Origin of the sequence: Sorangium sp. So ce406, from assembly GCF_051474675.1 — a bacterium.
In the GTDB taxonomy this organism is placed as follows: Bacteria; Myxococcota_A; Polyangia; order Polyangiales; family Polyangiaceae; genus Sorangium; species Sorangium cellulosum_G.
Map to the genome: position 1 here is coordinate 7,508,828 of NZ_CP150340.1, position 16,730 is coordinate 7,525,557.

Sequence of the window (16,730 nt, forward strand, 5' to 3'; positions counted from 1 at the left end):
CGCCACCCGCGCCCCCGCGAGGATCCTCGGCTCGCTCCCGTCGGTCGTGTCCTCCACGTCGAGACCGCCCTCCGCGCGAGCCCGCACGAGCCCGCCTCGTCCGTCGCAACACCACGGCAATCGTCCGCTCACACGAGAAAGCGTGGCCCACAAGAACGGTGACGCGTCCTGGGTCGGTTCGAAAGCTAACACGCGTTGGCCAGCGTACGTGGTTCTCGACCCGGAGCCAATCCCCCTTGCCCCGGTGTGCGACATGTCGGCCAGCGAGCGGCTTCGATGGGCACGCGGCGCGTGCCGACCGCGCGCGGGGCGCGATCAAGGCCGCCGGGGGGCGCGGTATCTCGCCACGACGAGGGTGATGTCGTCGTCGGGGCTCGCGCACCAGCCATCGACCTCCCTCAGGACGCGATCGCGGATGTCATAGACGGATGCGGACTGGGCGGACTCGATCGTGGAGCAGAGCCGCTCGAGGCCGAACTGCTCGTGATGCGCGTTGCGCGCCTCAGTGACACCGTCGCTGTACAGCACGAGGAGGTCTCCGTCCTCGAGGACGAACTCGGCGTCTCGCGTCATCGCGTCGATGACGGGCAGCGCGCCGATCCAGACGCCCGTGCTCGGGATGCAGACGCAGCGCCGCGTCCGCGCGCGACACACGATGATGTCGTCGTGCGCCCCCGCGAACGTCACGCGGCCGCCGCGCTCGTACCGCAGGAGCAGCAGCGTCGCGTGCTCGTCCCGCTGCAGGCGGCTGCGGACGTTCTCGTACACCGCCGCGTTGATCGCCGAGAGCACCTTGCCGGGGCTGGCGCCCGGATCCCTGCGGGTCAGCGCCGACACCATGCTCTGGATCATCAGCATCACGAGCCCCGCCGCGAGCCCGTGCCCCGCGACGTCGCCGATGCCGAGCCACCCGCCCCCGGGCGTCGCGAGCACGTCGTAGTAGTCGCCGCCCACGTCGGCGGCCGGCCGCATGACGGCGCAGAGATCGAGCCCCTCGACCGAGAGCTGCTCCGGGGCGAGCGTCGTCTGGATGCGCGCCGCGACGACGCTCTCCTGGCGGACCTTCTCCTGCTCGAGCCGCTCGCGCAGCTCCACCTGCCGGATCATCTCCCGGTGCAGCTCGGCGGCCTTCACCGCGGAGCCGAGCTGGAGGCGGAGCGCGTCATAGACAAGCTCGTTCGCGCCGCTGTCGAGCACGGCGACGCCGAACTTCTCCGCGTCGCCGAACGCGACAGGGAGCGCGATCAGGGTCTGGCGCTCCGGGCTGTCCATGAACCCCGGGGGCGCGAGGAGGCGCGCCGGGAAGCTCAGCGGCGGCGCCTCCACCTCGCGGCCGCTCTCCATCACGAAGAGCGGCTTCATCGTGGCGCGCTCCGCGTCGGCGTCGTCGTAGAGCGACACCGCGGCGCGGGAGAGCTCGAGCGCCGGCAGCGTCGACGTCATCACGCGCTTCAGGACAGGCAAGCTCAGGCAGGTCGAGAAGCTCCGCGCGCTCCAGCTCAGGTAGAGCGACGCGAGCTCCACGCTCAGCCGCTTCTCGCCCTCGGTGCGCACGGACGCGCTGCCGACGACGACGCGCGCCGCGTGCCAGATCCGCTCGAGGGCGTCCTGGAGCTCCCTGTCCTTGCCGTCCTCGGGCGGCCGGCGGAGCCGCTCGCGGAGCAGCGAGATCGCGCCCTGGAAGTGCTCGACGATCGCGCCCTCGCGCCTCGCCGCGTCGAGGATGGCCTCGAGCGTGCGCAGGAAGCGGCCCGCGGCCGCCTCTCCCGACAGCTCCTCCTCGAGCGCCGACAGGAGCTTGCCCGGCCAGCCGTCGAGCATGCTGGTCGGGATCATCACGCTCCTCCTGAGCGCGCGCTCCAGCGACTCGCGCTGTCCGGCGAGGTAGAGCGCCCCGCCCCGCGTCGGCGGGCCCGGGGGCGCGAGCGAGGCGCTCGCCTGGGTCCCGCAGCCGCAGGACTCGCGGCAGGTGAGCTCGACCCCGAGGAGCGTCGTCCCGTCGACGTGCTCCCCGTCGAGCATGCGGATCATCACGTCCGCCGCCATCGACCCGAGCCGCTTGATGGGCTGGCGGACGGTGGTCAGCGACGGCCTGGAGAAGCGCGCGATGGCGGCGTCGTCGAAGCCGGCGATGAGGATGTCGTCCGGGACGCGGAGCCCCCGCTCCGCGAGCTCCTCCATCGCGCCGAGCGCCATCTTGTCGTTGGCGGCGACCAGCGCGTCGAACTCGACGCCGCGGTCGAGCAACTCGCGCACCCCGAGGCGGCCCGAGTCGATCGAGAACGCGCCGAACGCGAAGAGCCGCTCGTCGAGCGGGAGAGATCGCTGCGCGAGCGCCCTCCAGTAGGCGTCGGCGCGCGCCTTCGCCTCCTCGTTGTTGGCCGGCCCGCCGATGTACGCGACGCGCTGGCGCCCGTGGACATCGACCATGTGGCCGACCGCGAGCTCGATCCCGAGGGCGTTGTCGACGATGACGCACGGGATCCCCGGGATCGCCATCCCGATGCTGAAGACGGGCAGCGGCGGGTAAGCGCGGAAGAACTCCCGCATGCCCTCGACGCCGACATGGTGGCAGAGCGTGGCCGCAGCGACGATGACGCCGTCGACCGTCTCCGAGCCGATGAGGTGATAGATGCTGTTCTGCGCCGACGCGGTCGTCCCGGGGAGCGCGAGCGTCTCGCCGAAGGCGATGAGTAGATTGACGTCGTGCGCCTCGGCGGCCCGCTCCACCCCGAACCGCAGGTCGGACTGGTAGTCTCCTCCCACGTAGTCCATCAGGAGGGCGATCGTCCGGCGCTTCTTCGTCATGGCCTGCGGCTCTCGGGTCAGGTGTCGGTGATCGAGACGAGCTCCGGCGACATGCGCTCGAGCGCCGTCAGGCTCCGCCGCTGCCAGCCGAGCCGCGCGTCCGTCACGAACTGGACCTTGCACTTCAGCCCCTGGCCCGCGAGGCCGCAGATGAAGCTGATGAACGCCTTCAGGCAGCTCGAGTTCAGGAAGTAAAGGGCCCTCACGTCGAACTCGACGGCGCTCACGCGCAGGCGCACCGCCTCCCACTGCAGTTCCTTGAGGAGGCTGCCGAGCGGCGCGACCGCCGCCATGTCGCCCGTGCCGGTGAGCTTGACGCTGAGGGCGTCTTCCCTCAGCGCCGGCTCGATCCCGAAGCTCTCCGTGACGACCGGCTCAACCCTCAAGCTGTTCATCTACCCTCCATCTCCCGACCGGCGCGTGCGCGATGATCGTGAGCTCGTTGCCCTCGATCTTGTAGTCCACGTCGAGCCCGCCCTCGGCGCGCACCCGCGCGAGGCCGAGCCCCGACACCCCCTCTACCATCGCCGTCTCGATGATGAGATCGTCGTAGTGCTTCACCGGATCGGACGCCGTCTTCAGCTCGAAGAGGCGCCGCTCCACCTCGCGAAGCCGCTCCGGAGACGCCTCGTTCCGCGCGCAGATCTTCATGACGCACGAGCTATCGCGCTCCTCGAGCGCGAGCTCGAGGCTGACCCTGGGGCCGCTGGAATATTTGATGATGTTCTCCGCGAGCTCGTGCGCGGCCATGTAGAACCTCGAGCTCACATTCGCGTCGTCCAGCACCATGCTACAGAAGCTGGACACCAGCCGAAGCACGCTGTTGGCCATCCGCTCGGTCGGATAGAACGTGATACACAAGAAGAGTGAGCCGTTCTGACTCGGTTCGGACGCTGGCACGATTGGATCAGCGTACGGCTTTCTCGATCCGGATCCAATCCCTTCTGCGCGCGGGACGGAACATGGCGCTCATGTAGGAGAGCTGGCGGCGCCGCATTACAACGGGCGCGGGGCGCTGTACCTCGCCACGACGACCGTGATGTCGTCATCGGGGCTCGGGCACCAGCCGTCGACGTCCCTCAGGATGCGGTCGCGGATCGCCTCGACGGGCGACGCCTGCGCGGACTCGATCGTGGCGCAGAGCCGCTCGAGGCCGAACTGCTCGCGGTGCGCGTTACGCGCTTCGGTGACACCGTCGCTGTACAGCACGAGCACGTCTCCGTCCTCGAGGAGGAACTCGGCGTCTCGCGTCATCGCGTCGATGACGGGCAGCGCGCCGATCCAGACGCCGGAGCTCTGGATGCACACGCAACGCCGCGTGCGCGCGCGACATACGATGATGTCGTCGTGCGCCCCCGCGAACGTCACGCGGCCGCTGCGCTCGTACCGAAGGAGCAGCAGCGTCGCGTGCTCGTCCCGCTTCAGGCGGCTGCGCACGTTCTCGTACACCGCCGCGTTGACGGCGGAGACGAGCTCGCCCGGGCTGGCGTCCGGATCGCTGCGCGTGAGGGCCGAGATCATGCTCTGGATCATCAGCATCACGAGCCCCGCGGCGAGGCCGTGCCCCGCGACGTCGCCGATCCCGAGCCACCCGCCCCGGGGGGTCGCGAGCACATCGTAGTAGTCGCCGCCCACCTCGGCGGCCGGCCTCATGACCGCGCAGAGCTCGAGGCCCTCGACCGAGAGCAGCGGCGGCACCAGCGTCGTCTGGATGCGCGCCGCGACGACGCTCTCCTGGCGGACCTTCTCCTGCTCGAGCCGCTCGCGCAGCTCCACCTGCCGCACGACCTCCCAGTGCAGCGCCGCGGCCTTGACCGCGGAGCCGAGCTGGAGGCGGAGCGCGTCATAGACAAGCTCGTTCGCGCCGCTGTTGAGCACCCCGACGCCGAACTTCTCCGTGTCGCCGAAGGCGACCGGGAGCGCGATCATGCTCCAGCGCTCGCCGTCCTCCAGGAACCCCGGGGGCGCGAGGCAGCGCGCCGGGAAGCGGACCGAAGGGGGATCCACCTCGAGGCCGTCCTCGAGGAGGAAGAGGGGCTTCAGCACGGCGCGTTGCGCGTCGTCGTAGAGCGACACCGCGACGCGCGAGAACTGCATCCTCGGCAGCTCCGACGCCATCATGCGCCGCAGGATGGGCAGGCTCAGGCAGGTCGAGAAGCTCCGCGCGCTCCAGCTCAGGTAGAGCGACGCGAGCTCCACGTTGAGCCGCTTCTGCCCCTCGGCGCGCACGGACGCGCCGCCGATGACGACGCGCGCCCCGTGCCAGATCCGCTCGAGCGCCTCGTCCAGCGCGGCGTCCCGCCGCTCCCCGGGCCCGGGGTGGAACCGCTCGCGCAGCAGCGTGATCACGACCTGGAAGTGCTCGAGGGTCGCGCCCTCGCGCCCCGCCGCGTCGAGGAGCGCCTCGAGCGCGCGCAGGAAAGTGCCCTCGGCCGCCTCTCCGCCGGCGAGCTCCTCCTCGAGCGCCGACAGGAGCGCGCCGGCCCAGCCGCGGAGCGAGCCGGCCGGGATCGCGACGCTCTTCTCGAGGAGGCGCTCGAGGTCGGCCCGCTGGCCCGGGGGCGGGAGCGGCGCGCGCCGCGCCATGCTGGAGGGCGCGCCCGCGGTCTCGGCCTGGTAGCCGCAGCCGCAGGACTCGCGCAGCGCGAGCTCGACAGGGAACAGGCTGCGCTCCGCGACGGGGGCGCCGTCGATCATGCGCAGGATCGTGTCCATGGCGCGCGCGCCGAGCCGCTTGATGGGCTGGCAGATGGTCGTCAAGGACGGCTTCGTGAAGCGCGCGATGGCCACGTCGTCGAAGCCGCACACGAGGACGTCCTTCGGGACGCTGATGCCGCGCGCCTCCAGCACCTCGATCGCCCCGAGGGCCATGGTGTCGCTCGCGGCGACCACGGCGTCGAACTCGACCCCGCGCTCGAGGATCTCGCGCATCGCGATGCGCCCTGTGTCGAGGGTGAACGCGCCGAACGCGAAGAGCCGCTCGTCGAAGGGCAGAGATCGCTCCGCGAGCGCCCGCCAGTACGCGGTGGCGCGCGCGTCCGCCTCCTCGTTGTTGGCCGGCCCGCCGATGTACGCGACGCGCCGGCGCCCGTGATCGTCGACCAGGTGCCTGAGGGAGATCTCGATCCCGAGGGCGTTGTCGACGACGAGGCTCGGGATGCCGTCGATCGCCATCCCGACGCTGCAGACGGGCAGCGGAGCGTAGGCGCGGCAAAACCGCTGCATGCCCTCGATGCCGACGTGATGGCAGAGGGTCGTCGAGGCGACGATCACGCCGTCGACCGTCTCCGGGCCGATGAGGTGATAGATGCTGTTCTGCGCCGACGCGTTCGATCCGGGGAGCGCGAGCGTCTCTCCGAAGGCGACGAGGAGATTGACGTCGTGCGTCTCGGCGGCGCGCTCGACCCCGAAGCGCACCTCGGACTGGTACTCGCCTCGTACGTAGTCCATCAGGAGGGCGATCGTCCGGCGCTTCTTCGTCATGGCCTGCGGCTCTCGGGTCAACTTTCGGTGATCGAGACGAGATCCGGAGACATGCGCTCGAGCGCCGTCAGGCTCCGCCGCTGCCAGCCGAGCCGCGCGTCCGTCACGAACTGGACCTTGCACCGCAGCCCGAGGCCCGGCAGGCCGCAGATGAAGCTGATGAACGCCTTCAGGCAGCTCGAGTTCAGGAAGTAAAGAGCCCTCACGTCGAACTCGATGGCGCTCACGCGCAGGCGCGCCGCCTCGGCCTGAAGGTCCTTGAGGAACAGGCCGAGCGGCGCGACCGCCGACATGTCGCCCGTGCCGGTGAGCTTGACGCCGAGGGAGTCGTCCCTCAGGGCCGGCTCGATCCCGAAGCTCTCCGTGACGACGGGCTCAACCCTCAAGCTTCTCATCTACCCTCCACCTCCCAACCGGCGCGTGCGCGATGATCGTCAGCTCGTTTCCCTCGATCTTGTAGTCCACGTCGAGCCCGCCCTCGGCGCGCACCCGCGCGAGGCCGAGCCCGGACACCCCCTCTACCATCGCCGTCTCGGTGATGAGATCGTCGTAATGCTTCACCGGATCGGCCGCCGTCTTCAGCTCGAGGAGGCGCCGCTCCACCTCGCGCAGCCGCTCCGGAGACGCCTCGTTCCGGGCGCGGATCTTCATGATACAGGAGCTCTCGCCCTCCTCGAGCGCGAGCTCCAGGCTGACCTTGGGGCCGGCCGAATACTTGGTGATATTCTCGGCGAGCTCGTGCGCGGCCATGTAGAACCTCGAGCTCACGTTCGCGTCGTCCAGCACCATCCCGCAGAAGCTGGAGACGAGCCGCAGCACCGCGGTGGCCAGCCGCTCGCTCGGGAAGAACGTGATGCACAAGAACAATGAGGCATTCTGGCTCGGTTCAGGCGCTGACACGATTGAAGCAGCGTACGGCGTTTCGCGGGCGGATCCAATCCCCTCGACCCGCCCGCGATCGCGCAGGTGAGCGGGCGCCCTACAACAATCCGCGTTGAGCTCACTGGCGCGCGACGAGCCGCTTGCCGTCGGCCCTCAGGTTCGACACGGCCTCTCCGACCCGCTGCGCGAGCGGCAGGCCGCGGGGGACGACGAGGCCGCTCGGCCCGCCCACGCGGCCGAACGACCACGAGAGCGCCGAGCCCTCGGCGTCCCAGGGGGCGAGCCGCTCGCGGCCCTCGGACGGCATGGCGCCGACGATCTCGCGCCGCTCCAGGTCGAGCACGGCGAGCCGGTCGGCCGACGAGAGCAGCAGGGTCTCGCCGTCGGGCGCGGCGGCGATGTCCTCCCACTCGGCCCCGGTCACGCCGTCGAGCACCCGCTCGGCGACGCCGGCGCGGCGGACCACGACGACGCCCGTCGCGTCGGCGAAGGCGACGTCGCCCGGCAGGGGGCCGTCCGCGATCGCGGTCGCGCGCGGCGTGGCGTACCCGAGGACGCGCACCTCGCCGCGCGCCTCGTCGATGCGCGCCACCGCGCCCGAGCTGAACGCGAGGAGCAGCCCGGGCCCGACGTCGCCGCGCGCGGGGCTCGGGCGCGCCTCGTAGACGTAGCCGTCGGTCACCGCGATGGTGCGCGACGAGAGGTCGCGGAGCGACGTGGCGAGCAGGTTGCCGTCGAGCTCCTGCGTGAACAGCGTGCGGCAGGCCGCGTCGACGCCGAGCACGAACGCGGGCGCCCTCGGCACCGCCTCGACGAGCTGGTCGGTCGCCGCGTCGAACAGCGCCCAGATGCCCTGGTCGCGGCGGTACGAGAGGAGGCGGCCGTCGTCGCAGGCGCGCAGGAGATGACCGCGCCGCGCGGCGGTGCGGCGCCGCGAGGCCTCGCTGTAGAGGCGCACCTCGGCGCCGAGCTGGACGGCGACCGTGTCGCCGCTGCGCAGCACGGCGGCGGCCGAGGCGCTCGCGTCGCGGATCTCCGGTCCGCCCTGCGGATCGAGCCCCTCGAACCGGAGGAGGCGCTCGGCGGCGGGCGGGCCCGGGTTGAACAGGACGAGGTCGCGCGTGAGCACGCGGCGGTCGGGGAGCCGCCACGCGCCGAGGAGGACGTGCGGGCCGACGTCGCGCTCGGCGACGTCGGACGCCTCGCCGCGCGCGCGCAGCGTCCGCGGCGCGCGCTGGGCCGGGGGCGGCGCGCACGGCGAGCCCTCGGGCGGCGGGTCGGCCGCGGCGCGCCCGCCCTTGCGGAGGTAGTGCCAGACGCCGCCGGCGCCGGCGCCGCCGCCGCAGACGCCGAGATCGAGGCCGCCCGCGTCCCAGCGCGCGGAGGCGGGCGCCGGGTCGGTGTCGAGCTCGAACAGCGGCGCGTCGGGCCGGTCGAAGGCGTAGATCGACGTCCTGCCCTGCTGGACGAGCGCGATCACGGGGTCGCGCGGGCTGAAGCGCCCGAGCACGGCGGGCACGGCGAGGGTGATCTCGGCGCCCGCGCCCGCGTCCGGCCCCCAGAGCAGCGCCCGGCGGCCGAGGACCGCCGCGACGCGCGCGCCGTCGGGGGAGACGCCGAGCACGTTGCCGCGGAAGGGGTGCCTGTCGACGGCATCGGCGCCGGCGCCGCGGCGCATGTCCCAGCGCGCGATGCCGCCGTCGGTCGAGCAGGCGAGGACGGGCGCGGCCTCGGCCGCGTGCACGGCGCTGCTGCAGCGCACGGGCGCGACAGCGGCCAGCGCGACGGTGCCGCCCTCCCGCAGCCGGAAGACGCGGACCTCGCCCGTGACCGAGCGCGTGGCCAGCGCCGTGTCGAACGCGAACGGCACCCGCTCGACGTGCGGGGCGTCGTGGGGCCGGAGGGCGAGCACGCGCGGGGACCTGGCGCGCGTCACGCTGTCGGGGTCGGCGTCGAGGGGGACGTCGTCGATGACCTGCGGATCGGGCGGGCGCAGGTCGGCGACGAGCAGGGCGCCGCCGGGGCCGCCCGCGATGACCCAGCGGTCGTCCCACGGCAGCGCCGGGCCCACCACGCTGTCGACGGTCAGGAAGTGCGCGCGCGGCAGGTCGAGGACCGCGGTCGCGAGGTCGAGCGGCAGCGCGGCGTCGTCGGCGCGCCGCGCGAGGGCCGCGGTGATCCACGCGGCGCGGTGGTACGGGTCCTCGGTGCGGCGCGCCTTGCCGGTGAGCTCCGCGAGGTCGGCGCGCTCCTCGGCCGCGCGGCGCGCCGCCTCGGCGCTGGCCTGGCGCGCGGCGACCCACCGCTCCGCCGCGAACGCCGCGCCGACAGCGAGGCCGAGCGCCGCGGCGGCGCCGAGCTTGCGGGCGCGCTGGGCGCGGGCGCGCCGGAGGCTCTCGCGGACGAGGGCCTGCTCGCGCCGGGGCAGCCGCGCGACGTCGGTCGCGCCGGCGCTGATCTGATCGAGCAGGTCGCGCCGCAGGAGGAAGTCGGGGTGCTCGCCGGAGCGGTCCCAGACGTCGGCGGCCTCGCGGAGCCGCTCGAGCAGGATGAGCCGGTCCATGTGCCGCGCGCGGGTGGACGCGAGGTGGGGCCAGCTCGAGGCGAGCGCCTCGTGGGCGAGCTCGACGGCGCCGTCGCGGCGGCTCAGGAGGCGCGCGCGCTCGAGGGCGCCGAGGACGCGCTCGACGTCGGCGGGCGGGGCGGCGACGGCCTCGACGAGCTCGGCCTCGACCCAGCGGACGCGCGAGCCGTCGACGGCGGCGAGGCGGAGGAGCGCCTCGTCGGCGATGGGGCGGTCGTCCGGGGCGAGGGCGGCGAGCGCGGCGTCGGCGTGCCGCGCGAGGGCGCCGCGCACGCCGCCGAGCTCCTGCCAGACCTCGCCGCGCAGCGCGCCGCGCGCGTCGCTGGAGCGCGCCTGCCACCAGTCGGCGAGGGCGAGCGCCACGAACGAGAGCGCGGCGCCGCCGCCCCGGAGCTCGCGCTGCACCTCGGCGGCGACCTGGGCGAGGCCGCGGACCTCGACGCCGGCGAGCCGGGCGGGGCCGGCGACGAGGTCCTTCACGGCGGCGGCGGCGGGGAGGCCGACGTAGCGCAGCGCGGCGCGGAGGCCCTCGCCGGCGGGCGTGGCGAGCAGCGCGGCGGCGCGCTCGTCGGCCTCGTCGAGCACGCCGATGAGGCGGAGCCCCCGGCGCGCCTCGCCGGTGGCGAGCGCGCCCACGAGGGCGGCGAGCCGGCCGCCGCCGAGGGGGGCGATGGGGTCGACGACGAGCGCGACGCCGACGGCGGACGCCATGCAGAACCGGGTGAGGGCGTCGAGGTCGGCTGTCTCGAGGTCGGGCGAGACGGCGGCGAGCGCGCGGGCGAGGGCGCGGTCGGGGTCGTCCCCCGGGGTGAGGCGCGCCTCGATCCAGTCGTCCTTGTGGTCGGCGTGGCGGCGCGCGAGGTGGGGGACGAGGCCGGCGGAGGCGAGCGAGGATTTGCCGGAGCCGCGCGGCCCCTGGAGGATGACGCACGGCTCGAACTCGAGCTCGCGCCCGAGGCGCGCCGTGTCGTCGTCGCGCGCGAACAGGAGGCCCTCGTCGGTGGACGAGAGCGGGGCGAGGCCGCGGTACGGGCGGTCGGGGACGCCGTGGGGGCGCTCCCAGACCTCGTCGAGGAGCTGCTTGAGCCGCCCCGGGGCCACGCGGCGGTGCGCGGGGTCGACGGAGAGCAGGCGGGTGAGGAGGGCGACGAGGCCGCGCGGGAGGCGCGCGGGGTCGCGCCCGAGGTCGCGCATGGCGCCGCGCAGGGTGGCGCTGCGGAGCTCGGTCCACCAGGCGGTGACGCTCGAGGGGTCGGAGCAGTCGTCGGGCTCGTCGGGGACGTCGTGCGGGAGGCGACCGGTGGTGAGCTGCGCGATGCAGACGGCGAGCGCGTAGGCGTCGGTGGCGGCGGTGGGCTCGGCCATCTCGAGCACCTCGGGGGCCATGAAGCCGGGGGTGCCGATGACGTTGCGCGCGGCGGCGGGGCTGTCCGCGCCGGCGAAGGCGCGGCGGGTGGAGGCGTAGACGTCGCGCTCGGCGAGGAAGGCGGCGGTGCCGAGGTCGTTGCTGGCGGCGGCGGGGCCGCTGGCGCTGCCGGCGTCGCCGCTGCCGGCGGCGAGGCCGCTGCCGCTGCCGGCGTCGCCGCTGCCGGCGCCGAGGCTGACGGCCGGGGGCGCGCCGGGGGCGCGCGAGACGGGGCCGCCGGGCGGGCCGCCGGCGCGCCGGGAGATGCCGAAGTCGAGGACCTTGAGGGCGCCGTCCTGGGTGAGGAACAGGTTGGCGGGCTTGAGGTCGAGGTGGACGACGCCGCGCGCGTGGATGACGTCGAGCGCGCCGGCGACGTCGCGGGCCCAGGCCACGACGCGGCGCCAGGGGATGCGGCGCCGGTAGCGGATCAGGTCGGCGAGGTTCCGGCCCTCGAGGAGCTCCATCGAGACGAACGGGGTCCTCGGGGCGCCGTGGAGGATGCCGGCGGCGTAGATCGTGACGAGCGAGGGGTGGCGGAACGAGGCGAGGAGCTTGGCCTCGTCGGCCCAGTCCGCGGCGTTCGCGAAGTCGGAGCAGAGGAGCTTGAGGGCGACCTCGCGGAACGGGGCGCCGTCGGGCAGGAGCTCCTCGGCGCGCCACACGTCGCCGAAGCCGCCGCGGCCGAGGCGCACGCGCAGGCGATAGCGGCGGTCGAGCACGTCGCCGGACGCGTGCCCGAGGCCGCCCGGGGGGAGCGGCACCGCGCCCGGGTCGCGGGAGGAGCTGCCCTCGTCGACGAGCGTGCGATCCATCGCGGGACGACGGTATCACCGGCGCGGGGAGAGGTGGGCGGTCCGTCCGTCGTCCTTTCGGACCGCGGCCTCCCTGCCGGGCGCGCTGCGCCCTGGCGCGAGGGCGAACGACAGGACGGGCCGCTGACCCGCGCGCGTCCACCGCTGCGGCGCCAGCAGCGCTCCCGGCGCTCCCGGGCTCACCCCGGTGATCGTCGCCGCGGCCGCCGCTTCCCTTTGGCCTGCGCCAGCTCCGCCCGCAGCGCCTGCACCTCGGCCTCCAGCTTCTCGTTCGCCGCCTCCAGCTTCTCGTTCGCCTTGCGTACCTTGGCCTCCGCCTCGTCCGGTGTCGGCAGCAGGTCACGGCCTTCGCGGTCGCGCGCCAGCCGGAGCATCGGGCCGAGCGCTCGGTCTTCCACGACGGTCCACCAGAGGCCGAGCGTCTCGCACGCGCGGAGATCCGGGTCATCGGGCGCCCGCTCCACGAGATCGCCATCCAGGGCGTCCCAGATGCGGATCTGTCGCTCGCGATCCTCGGGATGAAAGCGCACGATCTCGCGGATGCCCGCGGCGCGGTAGCGCTCGAGCTTCTCGTCCCAGTCGGGCTCCCCCTCGTCCGAGTCGCTCACGATCTCGACCCCGAGGTCAGGCGCCCCGTGCAGCCAGGTCTTCCACGTGCGGAAGGTCCGATGCGGAACGCCCAGGCGGACGAAGGCGTCGGGGGCGAGGCGCTTCTTCGAGGTACGCGGGTCCCAGTAGACGAACTGATCGGAGCCGAGCGTCGCCGTGTGCGCGAGCTCGCGCTTGAGGATCAGGTACAGCGCGGTGCGGAGCTCCAGGTGGCGATTCGTCTCGGGCACTTCTTCGGACTCCGGGAAGTACACCGGCTCGGGCGGGCGGCTGTAGACATGGGGCCGCGTCGGCCGGCGAGGTGCGGCGGGCGGGCGGACCGTGGGCTCGATGGCTGACATGGCCTGCTGTCGAAGGTACCATGGCCGCTGCCGTGCGGCATCGACCGGCCGAGACAGCGGCAGGAGCGCCCGGTCGCATCTCTCCCCTCTCCCGCCACGCGGCCCCGTGCGCCCCCGACGCGGGCGCGCCACGCGCGCTCGCGGCACCTCGCCTGCCTGCGCGTGGACATCTCCAGCCCGGCGCGCGACACTGTCGCGCATGGGCGTGGCGGCACCGCGACGGAAGCTCTCGCCAGGGGAGTATCTCGAGCTCGAGCGCGCATCGGAGGTGAGGCACGAGTACGCTGGCGGCGAGCTCTTCGCGATGTCCGGCGGCACGTTCGAGCACAGCGCCATCGCCGCGAACATCGGCCGGCTGCTCGGCAACGCGCTCGGCGAGCGCGGGTGCATGGCGCTGAACTCCGACATGCGCATCAAGATCCCCTCCGCGGATCGCTACGTCTACCCGGACGGCTCGATCGTCTGCGGCCGCCCCGAGTTCGAGGATGAGCGGCGCGACACGCTCCTGAACCCGGTCCTCGTGCTCGAGGTGCTCTCCGATTCGAGCGAGGCGTACGATCGCGGCGACAGGTTTGCGCATTACCAGACCGTGGCGTCGATCCGGGAGGTCGTCCTGGCGTCGCAGAAGGCGCCTCGCGTCGAGGTCTTCGCGCGCCAGGCCGACGGGAGCTGGGTGCTCCGGGTCTACGGCCCCGGCGATCGCGCTGCGCTGTCGTCGGTGGGGTGCGACATCGCCGTGGACGAGGTGTACCGGGGCGTGCTCGAGGCCGCCAGCACGGGACGCTGAGGCCACCTCGCGCTCGACAGGCCTCCACGCGCACGAGGGCTGGCCCCGGAGCGCCTCCCAGGTGGTCCCTTCGGGCTCGCGGCGCGCGCGAGGCCCGAGCGAGTGCCGGGAAGTGCACGACGCTCTCTATCTCCCGCTCCGCCGCCTCCCGCTCCGCCGCCGCGGCGTGCAGTCCCTCCGGGTCTGCGCGTCGGCGGTCCTGACGCGACGATCGAAGCGAGCGTCGCGCGCGCTACTCATCGCGCGTTCGGATTCGCCAGCCACGCAGCCAGGGCTTCGGCGGAGAAGGAGAGCACCGCCTCACCCACCCTCTCCTCCCCGAGCCGATCCAGCAGCGCCGCGAGCGCCGCCTGCTCCGCCTCGGCGAGCGGCCGCCCGAGGCGCAGCGCGCACAGCCGAGCCGTCATCCGGAGCTGCCCGCGCTCGATCCCGCGCTCGATCCCGCGCTCGATTCCACGCTCGATCCCGCGCTCGATCCCGCGTTCCTCCGCTTGCTTCAGCGTTTGCTCGTACCACTCCCGGGTTTCCATGATGAAATCCCTCTCCTCGGACGGCAGCCCCGCAAGCAGCTCCGCCGGCACCTCGAAGCTTAGCCGGACCAGCCACGGCAGCGCCACCCGCCGCTCCCACGCGTCCCCCGGCAGCTCGGTCAGGTCCCGGAGCGCCATCCGGCGCACCCGCGGCGCGCCGAGCAGGCGCAACAGCACCGTGCCGCGCTCGCGCGGCAGCTCGCCGATCACCACGACCTGCACCCGCCACTCCGCCGCCGGGGCGTACAGGCCCGCCCGGCCGGCAGCATCCGGCGCGAACCCGAAGCCGCGCAGCACGCTGTCCGGCCGCCCGGCGCTCAGCAGCCACGCGGCCGGAAGCGGCAGCCGCCGCTCCGCCCGCAGCTCGAGCGTGTGATGCCACTGGTAGCGCTTGCGCAGGCACTCGTGCAGCTCGGCCGCGTCGAGGGCCTGACTGAAGACCTCCACCATCCCGGGCTCGACCGCCATCGCGCGCAACAGCCCCGGCTCGATCTCCGGGTGGGCCACCAGCAGCGCGGGATCGGGGACGTGCCAGACGTCGATCCGCTGCGCATCGCCGGCCGGGACCTCCACCTCGGTCTCGGCAGCGCCGACGAGCCCGAAGAAATCACGGAGGATGTTCTTGCCGAGCTGATCGAAGCGGAAATGCATACCCGGCAGCGGCTAGCACAGAGAGACAACCATGCTCGCATTGCATTTTGCAACGCGCGATTTCCATCGTTCCTGGCGCGCGCCCGTGCTGCTCGCGGAGCTTCGGGGGCGGGCGGCTGTAGACGTGTGCCCGCGTGCGTTGGCGAGGTTCCAGCGGCGGGGCCCCGCGCCTCCTCCTTGACGTCGCTCGCGACCAATCCGCATAATCGCGCCCATGAGCTACATCGACGGATTCGTGGTTCCGGTCCCCGCGGGCAACAAGGCAGCCTATCGCGAGGTCTGCTCGCAGGCCGCCGATCTCTTCAGGGAGTATGGCGCGACGCGCGTGGTCGAGTGCTGGGGCGATGATGTCCCGGACGGCAAGATCACCGACTTCAAGGGCGCAGTGAAGGCCGAGCCCGGTGAGACCATCGTGTTCTCCTGGATCGAGTGGCCATCGAAGGAGGTGCGCGACCAGGCGAACGCGAAGATGCAGAACGACCCGCGCATGAAGATGGACAACGCGCCGTTCGACGGCAAGCGCATGATCTGGGGCGGGTTCGCGGTCCTCTTCGACTCGGGCGAGGGGAATCGCCAGCGTCCCGTCCCCTGATGCGGCAATTGCGATTGCAGCAAGGAGAGCCGGCGCCCACGCGCGGTACGCCGATCCGCGCGATCCCCGCCCCGGCGGCGTGCGTCACCATCGCGGCGAGCGAGCGTAAGAGCGCGTGCCTGGCCCCTGGCGTCCGACGGCACCAAAGCTTCGCGCGGGAGGATTCATGCCGGACAGCATCTTCTTCACGTTGACCCTCGTCTCGGCGCTCGGCAGCGGCCTGATCGCCGGCACCTTCTTCGCCTTCTCGACTTTCGTCATGGGCGCGCTGGCCCGCCTGCCGCCCGCGCAGGGCATCGCCGCGATGCAATCCATCAACGTCGTGGTGCTCAACCCCGTCTTCCTCGGCGTGTTCACGGGGACCGCCGCGATATGCGTCCTCCTCGCGATCGCGGCGCTCCTGACGTGGGCGAAGCCAGGCGCCGGCTGGGCGCTCGCCGGCGGCCTGCTCTATGTGTGCGGCACGTTCATCGAGACGCTCACGTTCCATGTGCCGCGCAACAACGCGCTCGCCGCGGTCGACCCGGCGAGCGCCGAGAGCGCGAGGCTATGGGCGGACTACATCACGAGCTGGACCGCAGGGAACCACGTGCGGACCGCCGCCGCGCTCCTGGCCGCCGCCGCGCTGACGGTCGGGCTCTGGCTGCGAGGCAGCGCGGGAGCGCCCTGACTCCGATCGACCGGCCCGCGGGATAAGTGAGACTGTATCAACAACTCAGCGCGACGTGGGATGAATCGTCGTGGTACGGCTGCCAGCAGCGTTCCTGCCGACCCGTCGTCAGGGGTCAGCGGCTTCATGTAGAGGGCCGGCGAACGTGAGCAGGAGCGAGATCTGGCCGGTAGCGTCTACCTCACCAGCGTCGAAGAACTCGAAATTCTTGCCATCACGACGCTCGACGACCGAGCGGAATCGAAATGTGGTGTTCCCCGTCTCGATGACGCTGAGCATGCGGATGCGCACCAGCAGCGGGTCCGCAAGCAGCTTCGCGATCTCGTCAGCGACCGCTGCTCGCCCTCGGATCTCGCGACTGCGTGAAACGACGCGCCCGTCCGCCGCAAAGCATGCCTCGAGCATCGCTGCCCGCTTTTCTGGATCCCGCTCGCTCGCCGCGTCGATGTAGGTCTTCACCGCGGCCTCGACCATGCTTCCCATGGCGGGCCAGGAAATCCAAACGCGATCCTGAAGTCAATCTCCTCGTGGTGGCCGTCTCACCGTACAGCCATGCTGCACGCGCTGGTTGAA

At 72.8% G+C, this 16,730-nt stretch carries 13 protein-coding genes; 3 read left to right on the top strand and 10 right to left on the bottom strand.

What is annotated here, in order from left to right; translation table 11 throughout:
• Positions 1-315: 315 nt before the first annotated feature.
• The 8 genes from WME96_RS27770 to WME96_RS27805 form a co-directional block, all read right to left on the bottom strand.
• Positions 316-2,808: a SpoIIE family protein phosphatase gene (locus tag WME96_RS27770; RefSeq protein ID WP_437284604.1), complete on the bottom strand. Its 2,493-nt coding sequence runs from the start codon at positions 2,806-2,808 to the stop codon at positions 316-318.
• A 17-nt stretch (positions 2,809-2,825) separates the two neighbouring features.
• Positions 2,826-3,203: a hypothetical protein gene (locus WME96_RS27775; RefSeq protein ID WP_437284605.1), complete on the bottom strand. Its 378-nt coding sequence runs from the start codon at positions 3,201-3,203 to the stop codon at positions 2,826-2,828.
• Positions 3,184-3,639, bottom strand: coding sequence for a hypothetical protein (locus WME96_RS27780; RefSeq protein WP_437292369.1), 456 nt, complete (start codon positions 3,637-3,639; stop codon positions 3,184-3,186). Before WME96_RS27780 ends, WME96_RS27775 begins: the two co-directional genes overlap by 20 nt.
• 165 nt (positions 3,640-3,804) lie before the next feature.
• Entirely contained in the window at positions 3,805-6,291 is a 2,487-nt protein-coding gene (locus WME96_RS27785) for a SpoIIE family protein phosphatase (protein WP_437284606.1), read from the bottom strand.
• Positions 6,292-6,308: 17 nt separating this feature from the next.
• Positions 6,309-6,686, bottom strand: coding sequence for a hypothetical protein (locus tag WME96_RS27790; RefSeq protein ID WP_437284607.1), 378 nt, complete (start codon positions 6,684-6,686; stop codon positions 6,309-6,311).
• The gene (locus WME96_RS27795; RefSeq protein ID WP_433926964.1) at positions 6,667-7,191 is read right to left on the bottom strand and encodes a hypothetical protein; all 525 of its coding nucleotides are present in this window, start codon (positions 7,189-7,191) and stop codon (positions 6,667-6,669) included. Before WME96_RS27795 ends, WME96_RS27790 begins: the two co-directional genes overlap by 20 nt.
• A gap of 100 nt (positions 7,192-7,291) precedes the next feature.
• Positions 7,292-11,977, bottom strand: coding sequence for an nSTAND1 domain-containing NTPase (locus tag WME96_RS27800; protein ID WP_437284608.1), 4,686 nt, complete (start codon positions 11,975-11,977; stop codon positions 7,292-7,294).
• 179 nt (positions 11,978-12,156) lie between these two features.
• The gene (locus tag WME96_RS27805) at positions 12,157-12,927 is read right to left on the bottom strand and encodes a Uma2 family endonuclease (RefSeq protein WP_437284609.1); all 771 of its coding nucleotides are present in this window, start codon (positions 12,925-12,927) and stop codon (positions 12,157-12,159) included.
• A gap of 199 nt (positions 12,928-13,126) precedes the next feature.
• On the opposite strand from WME96_RS27805, the gene WME96_RS27810 reads away from it, so the two are divergent.
• Positions 13,127-13,714 (top strand): Uma2 family endonuclease, encoded by a 588-nt coding sequence (locus WME96_RS27810; protein WP_437284610.1) that lies wholly within the window; start codon positions 13,127-13,129, stop codon positions 13,712-13,714.
• Between the two features lie 236 nt (positions 13,715-13,950).
• Here the strand turns inward: WME96_RS27810 and WME96_RS27815 are convergent, their stop codons facing one another.
• Complete coding sequence (locus WME96_RS27815; RefSeq protein WP_437284611.1) at positions 13,951-14,895, bottom strand: hypothetical protein; 945 nt, start codon at positions 14,893-14,895, stop codon at positions 13,951-13,953.
• Positions 14,896-15,109: 214 nt separating this feature from the next.
• Between WME96_RS27815 and WME96_RS27820 the strand changes: the two genes are divergently transcribed.
• Entirely contained in the window at positions 15,110-15,487 is a 378-nt protein-coding gene (locus tag WME96_RS27820; protein ID WP_437284612.1) for a DUF1428 domain-containing protein, read from the top strand.
• 166 nt (positions 15,488-15,653) lie between these two features.
• Positions 15,654-16,157 carry an anthrone oxygenase family protein gene (locus WME96_RS27825; protein WP_437284613.1) on the top strand — a complete coding sequence of 168 codons (504 nt, stop codon included), beginning with the start codon at positions 15,654-15,656 and terminating at the stop codon, positions 16,155-16,157.
• 108 nt (positions 16,158-16,265) lie between these two features.
• Here WME96_RS27825 and WME96_RS27830 read toward each other — a convergent pair whose 3' ends face one another.
• Positions 16,266-16,640, bottom strand: a complete 375-nt coding sequence (locus WME96_RS27830; protein WP_437284614.1) for a nuclear transport factor 2 family protein — start codon at positions 16,638-16,640, stop codon at positions 16,266-16,268.
• Positions 16,641-16,730 lie beyond the last annotated feature (90 nt).

Bases quoted from the DNA above. Each gene is read 5' to 3' on its own strand.
- WME96_RS27800 (WP_437284608.1), bottom strand. From the start codon at position 11,977: ATGGATCGCACGCTCGTCGACGAGGGCAGCTCCTCCCGCGACCCGGGC.
- WME96_RS27770 (WP_437284604.1), bottom strand. From the start codon at position 2,808: ATGACGAAGAAGCGCCGGACGATCGCCCTCCTGATGGACTACGTGGGA.
- WME96_RS27830 (WP_437284614.1), bottom strand. From the start codon at position 16,640: ATGGGAAGCATGGTCGAGGCCGCGGTGAAGACCTACATCGACGCGGCG.
- WME96_RS27785 (WP_437284606.1), bottom strand. From the start codon at position 6,291: ATGACGAAGAAGCGCCGGACGATCGCCCTCCTGATGGACTACGTACGA.
- WME96_RS27810 (WP_437284610.1), top strand. From the start codon at position 13,127: ATGGGCGTGGCGGCACCGCGACGGAAGCTCTCGCCAGGGGAGTATCTC.
- WME96_RS27825 (WP_437284613.1), top strand. From the start codon at position 15,654: ATGCCGGACAGCATCTTCTTCACGTTGACCCTCGTCTCGGCGCTCGGC.
- WME96_RS27790 (WP_437284607.1), bottom strand. From the start codon at position 6,686: ATGAGAAGCTTGAGGGTTGAGCCCGTCGTCACGGAGAGCTTCGGGATC.
- WME96_RS27820 (WP_437284612.1), top strand. From the start codon at position 15,110: ATGAGCTACATCGACGGATTCGTGGTTCCGGTCCCCGCGGGCAACAAG.
- WME96_RS27805 (WP_437284609.1), bottom strand. From the start codon at position 12,927: ATGTCAGCCATCGAGCCCACGGTCCGCCCGCCCGCCGCACCTCGCCGG.
- WME96_RS27815 (WP_437284611.1), bottom strand. From the start codon at position 14,895: ATGCATTTCCGCTTCGATCAGCTCGGCAAGAACATCCTCCGTGATTTC.
- WME96_RS27780 (WP_437292369.1), bottom strand. From the start codon at position 3,639: ATGGCCAACAGCGTGCTTCGGCTGGTGTCCAGCTTCTGTAGCATGGTG.
- WME96_RS27775 (WP_437284605.1), bottom strand. From the start codon at position 3,203: ATGAACAGCTTGAGGGTTGAGCCGGTCGTCACGGAGAGCTTCGGGATC.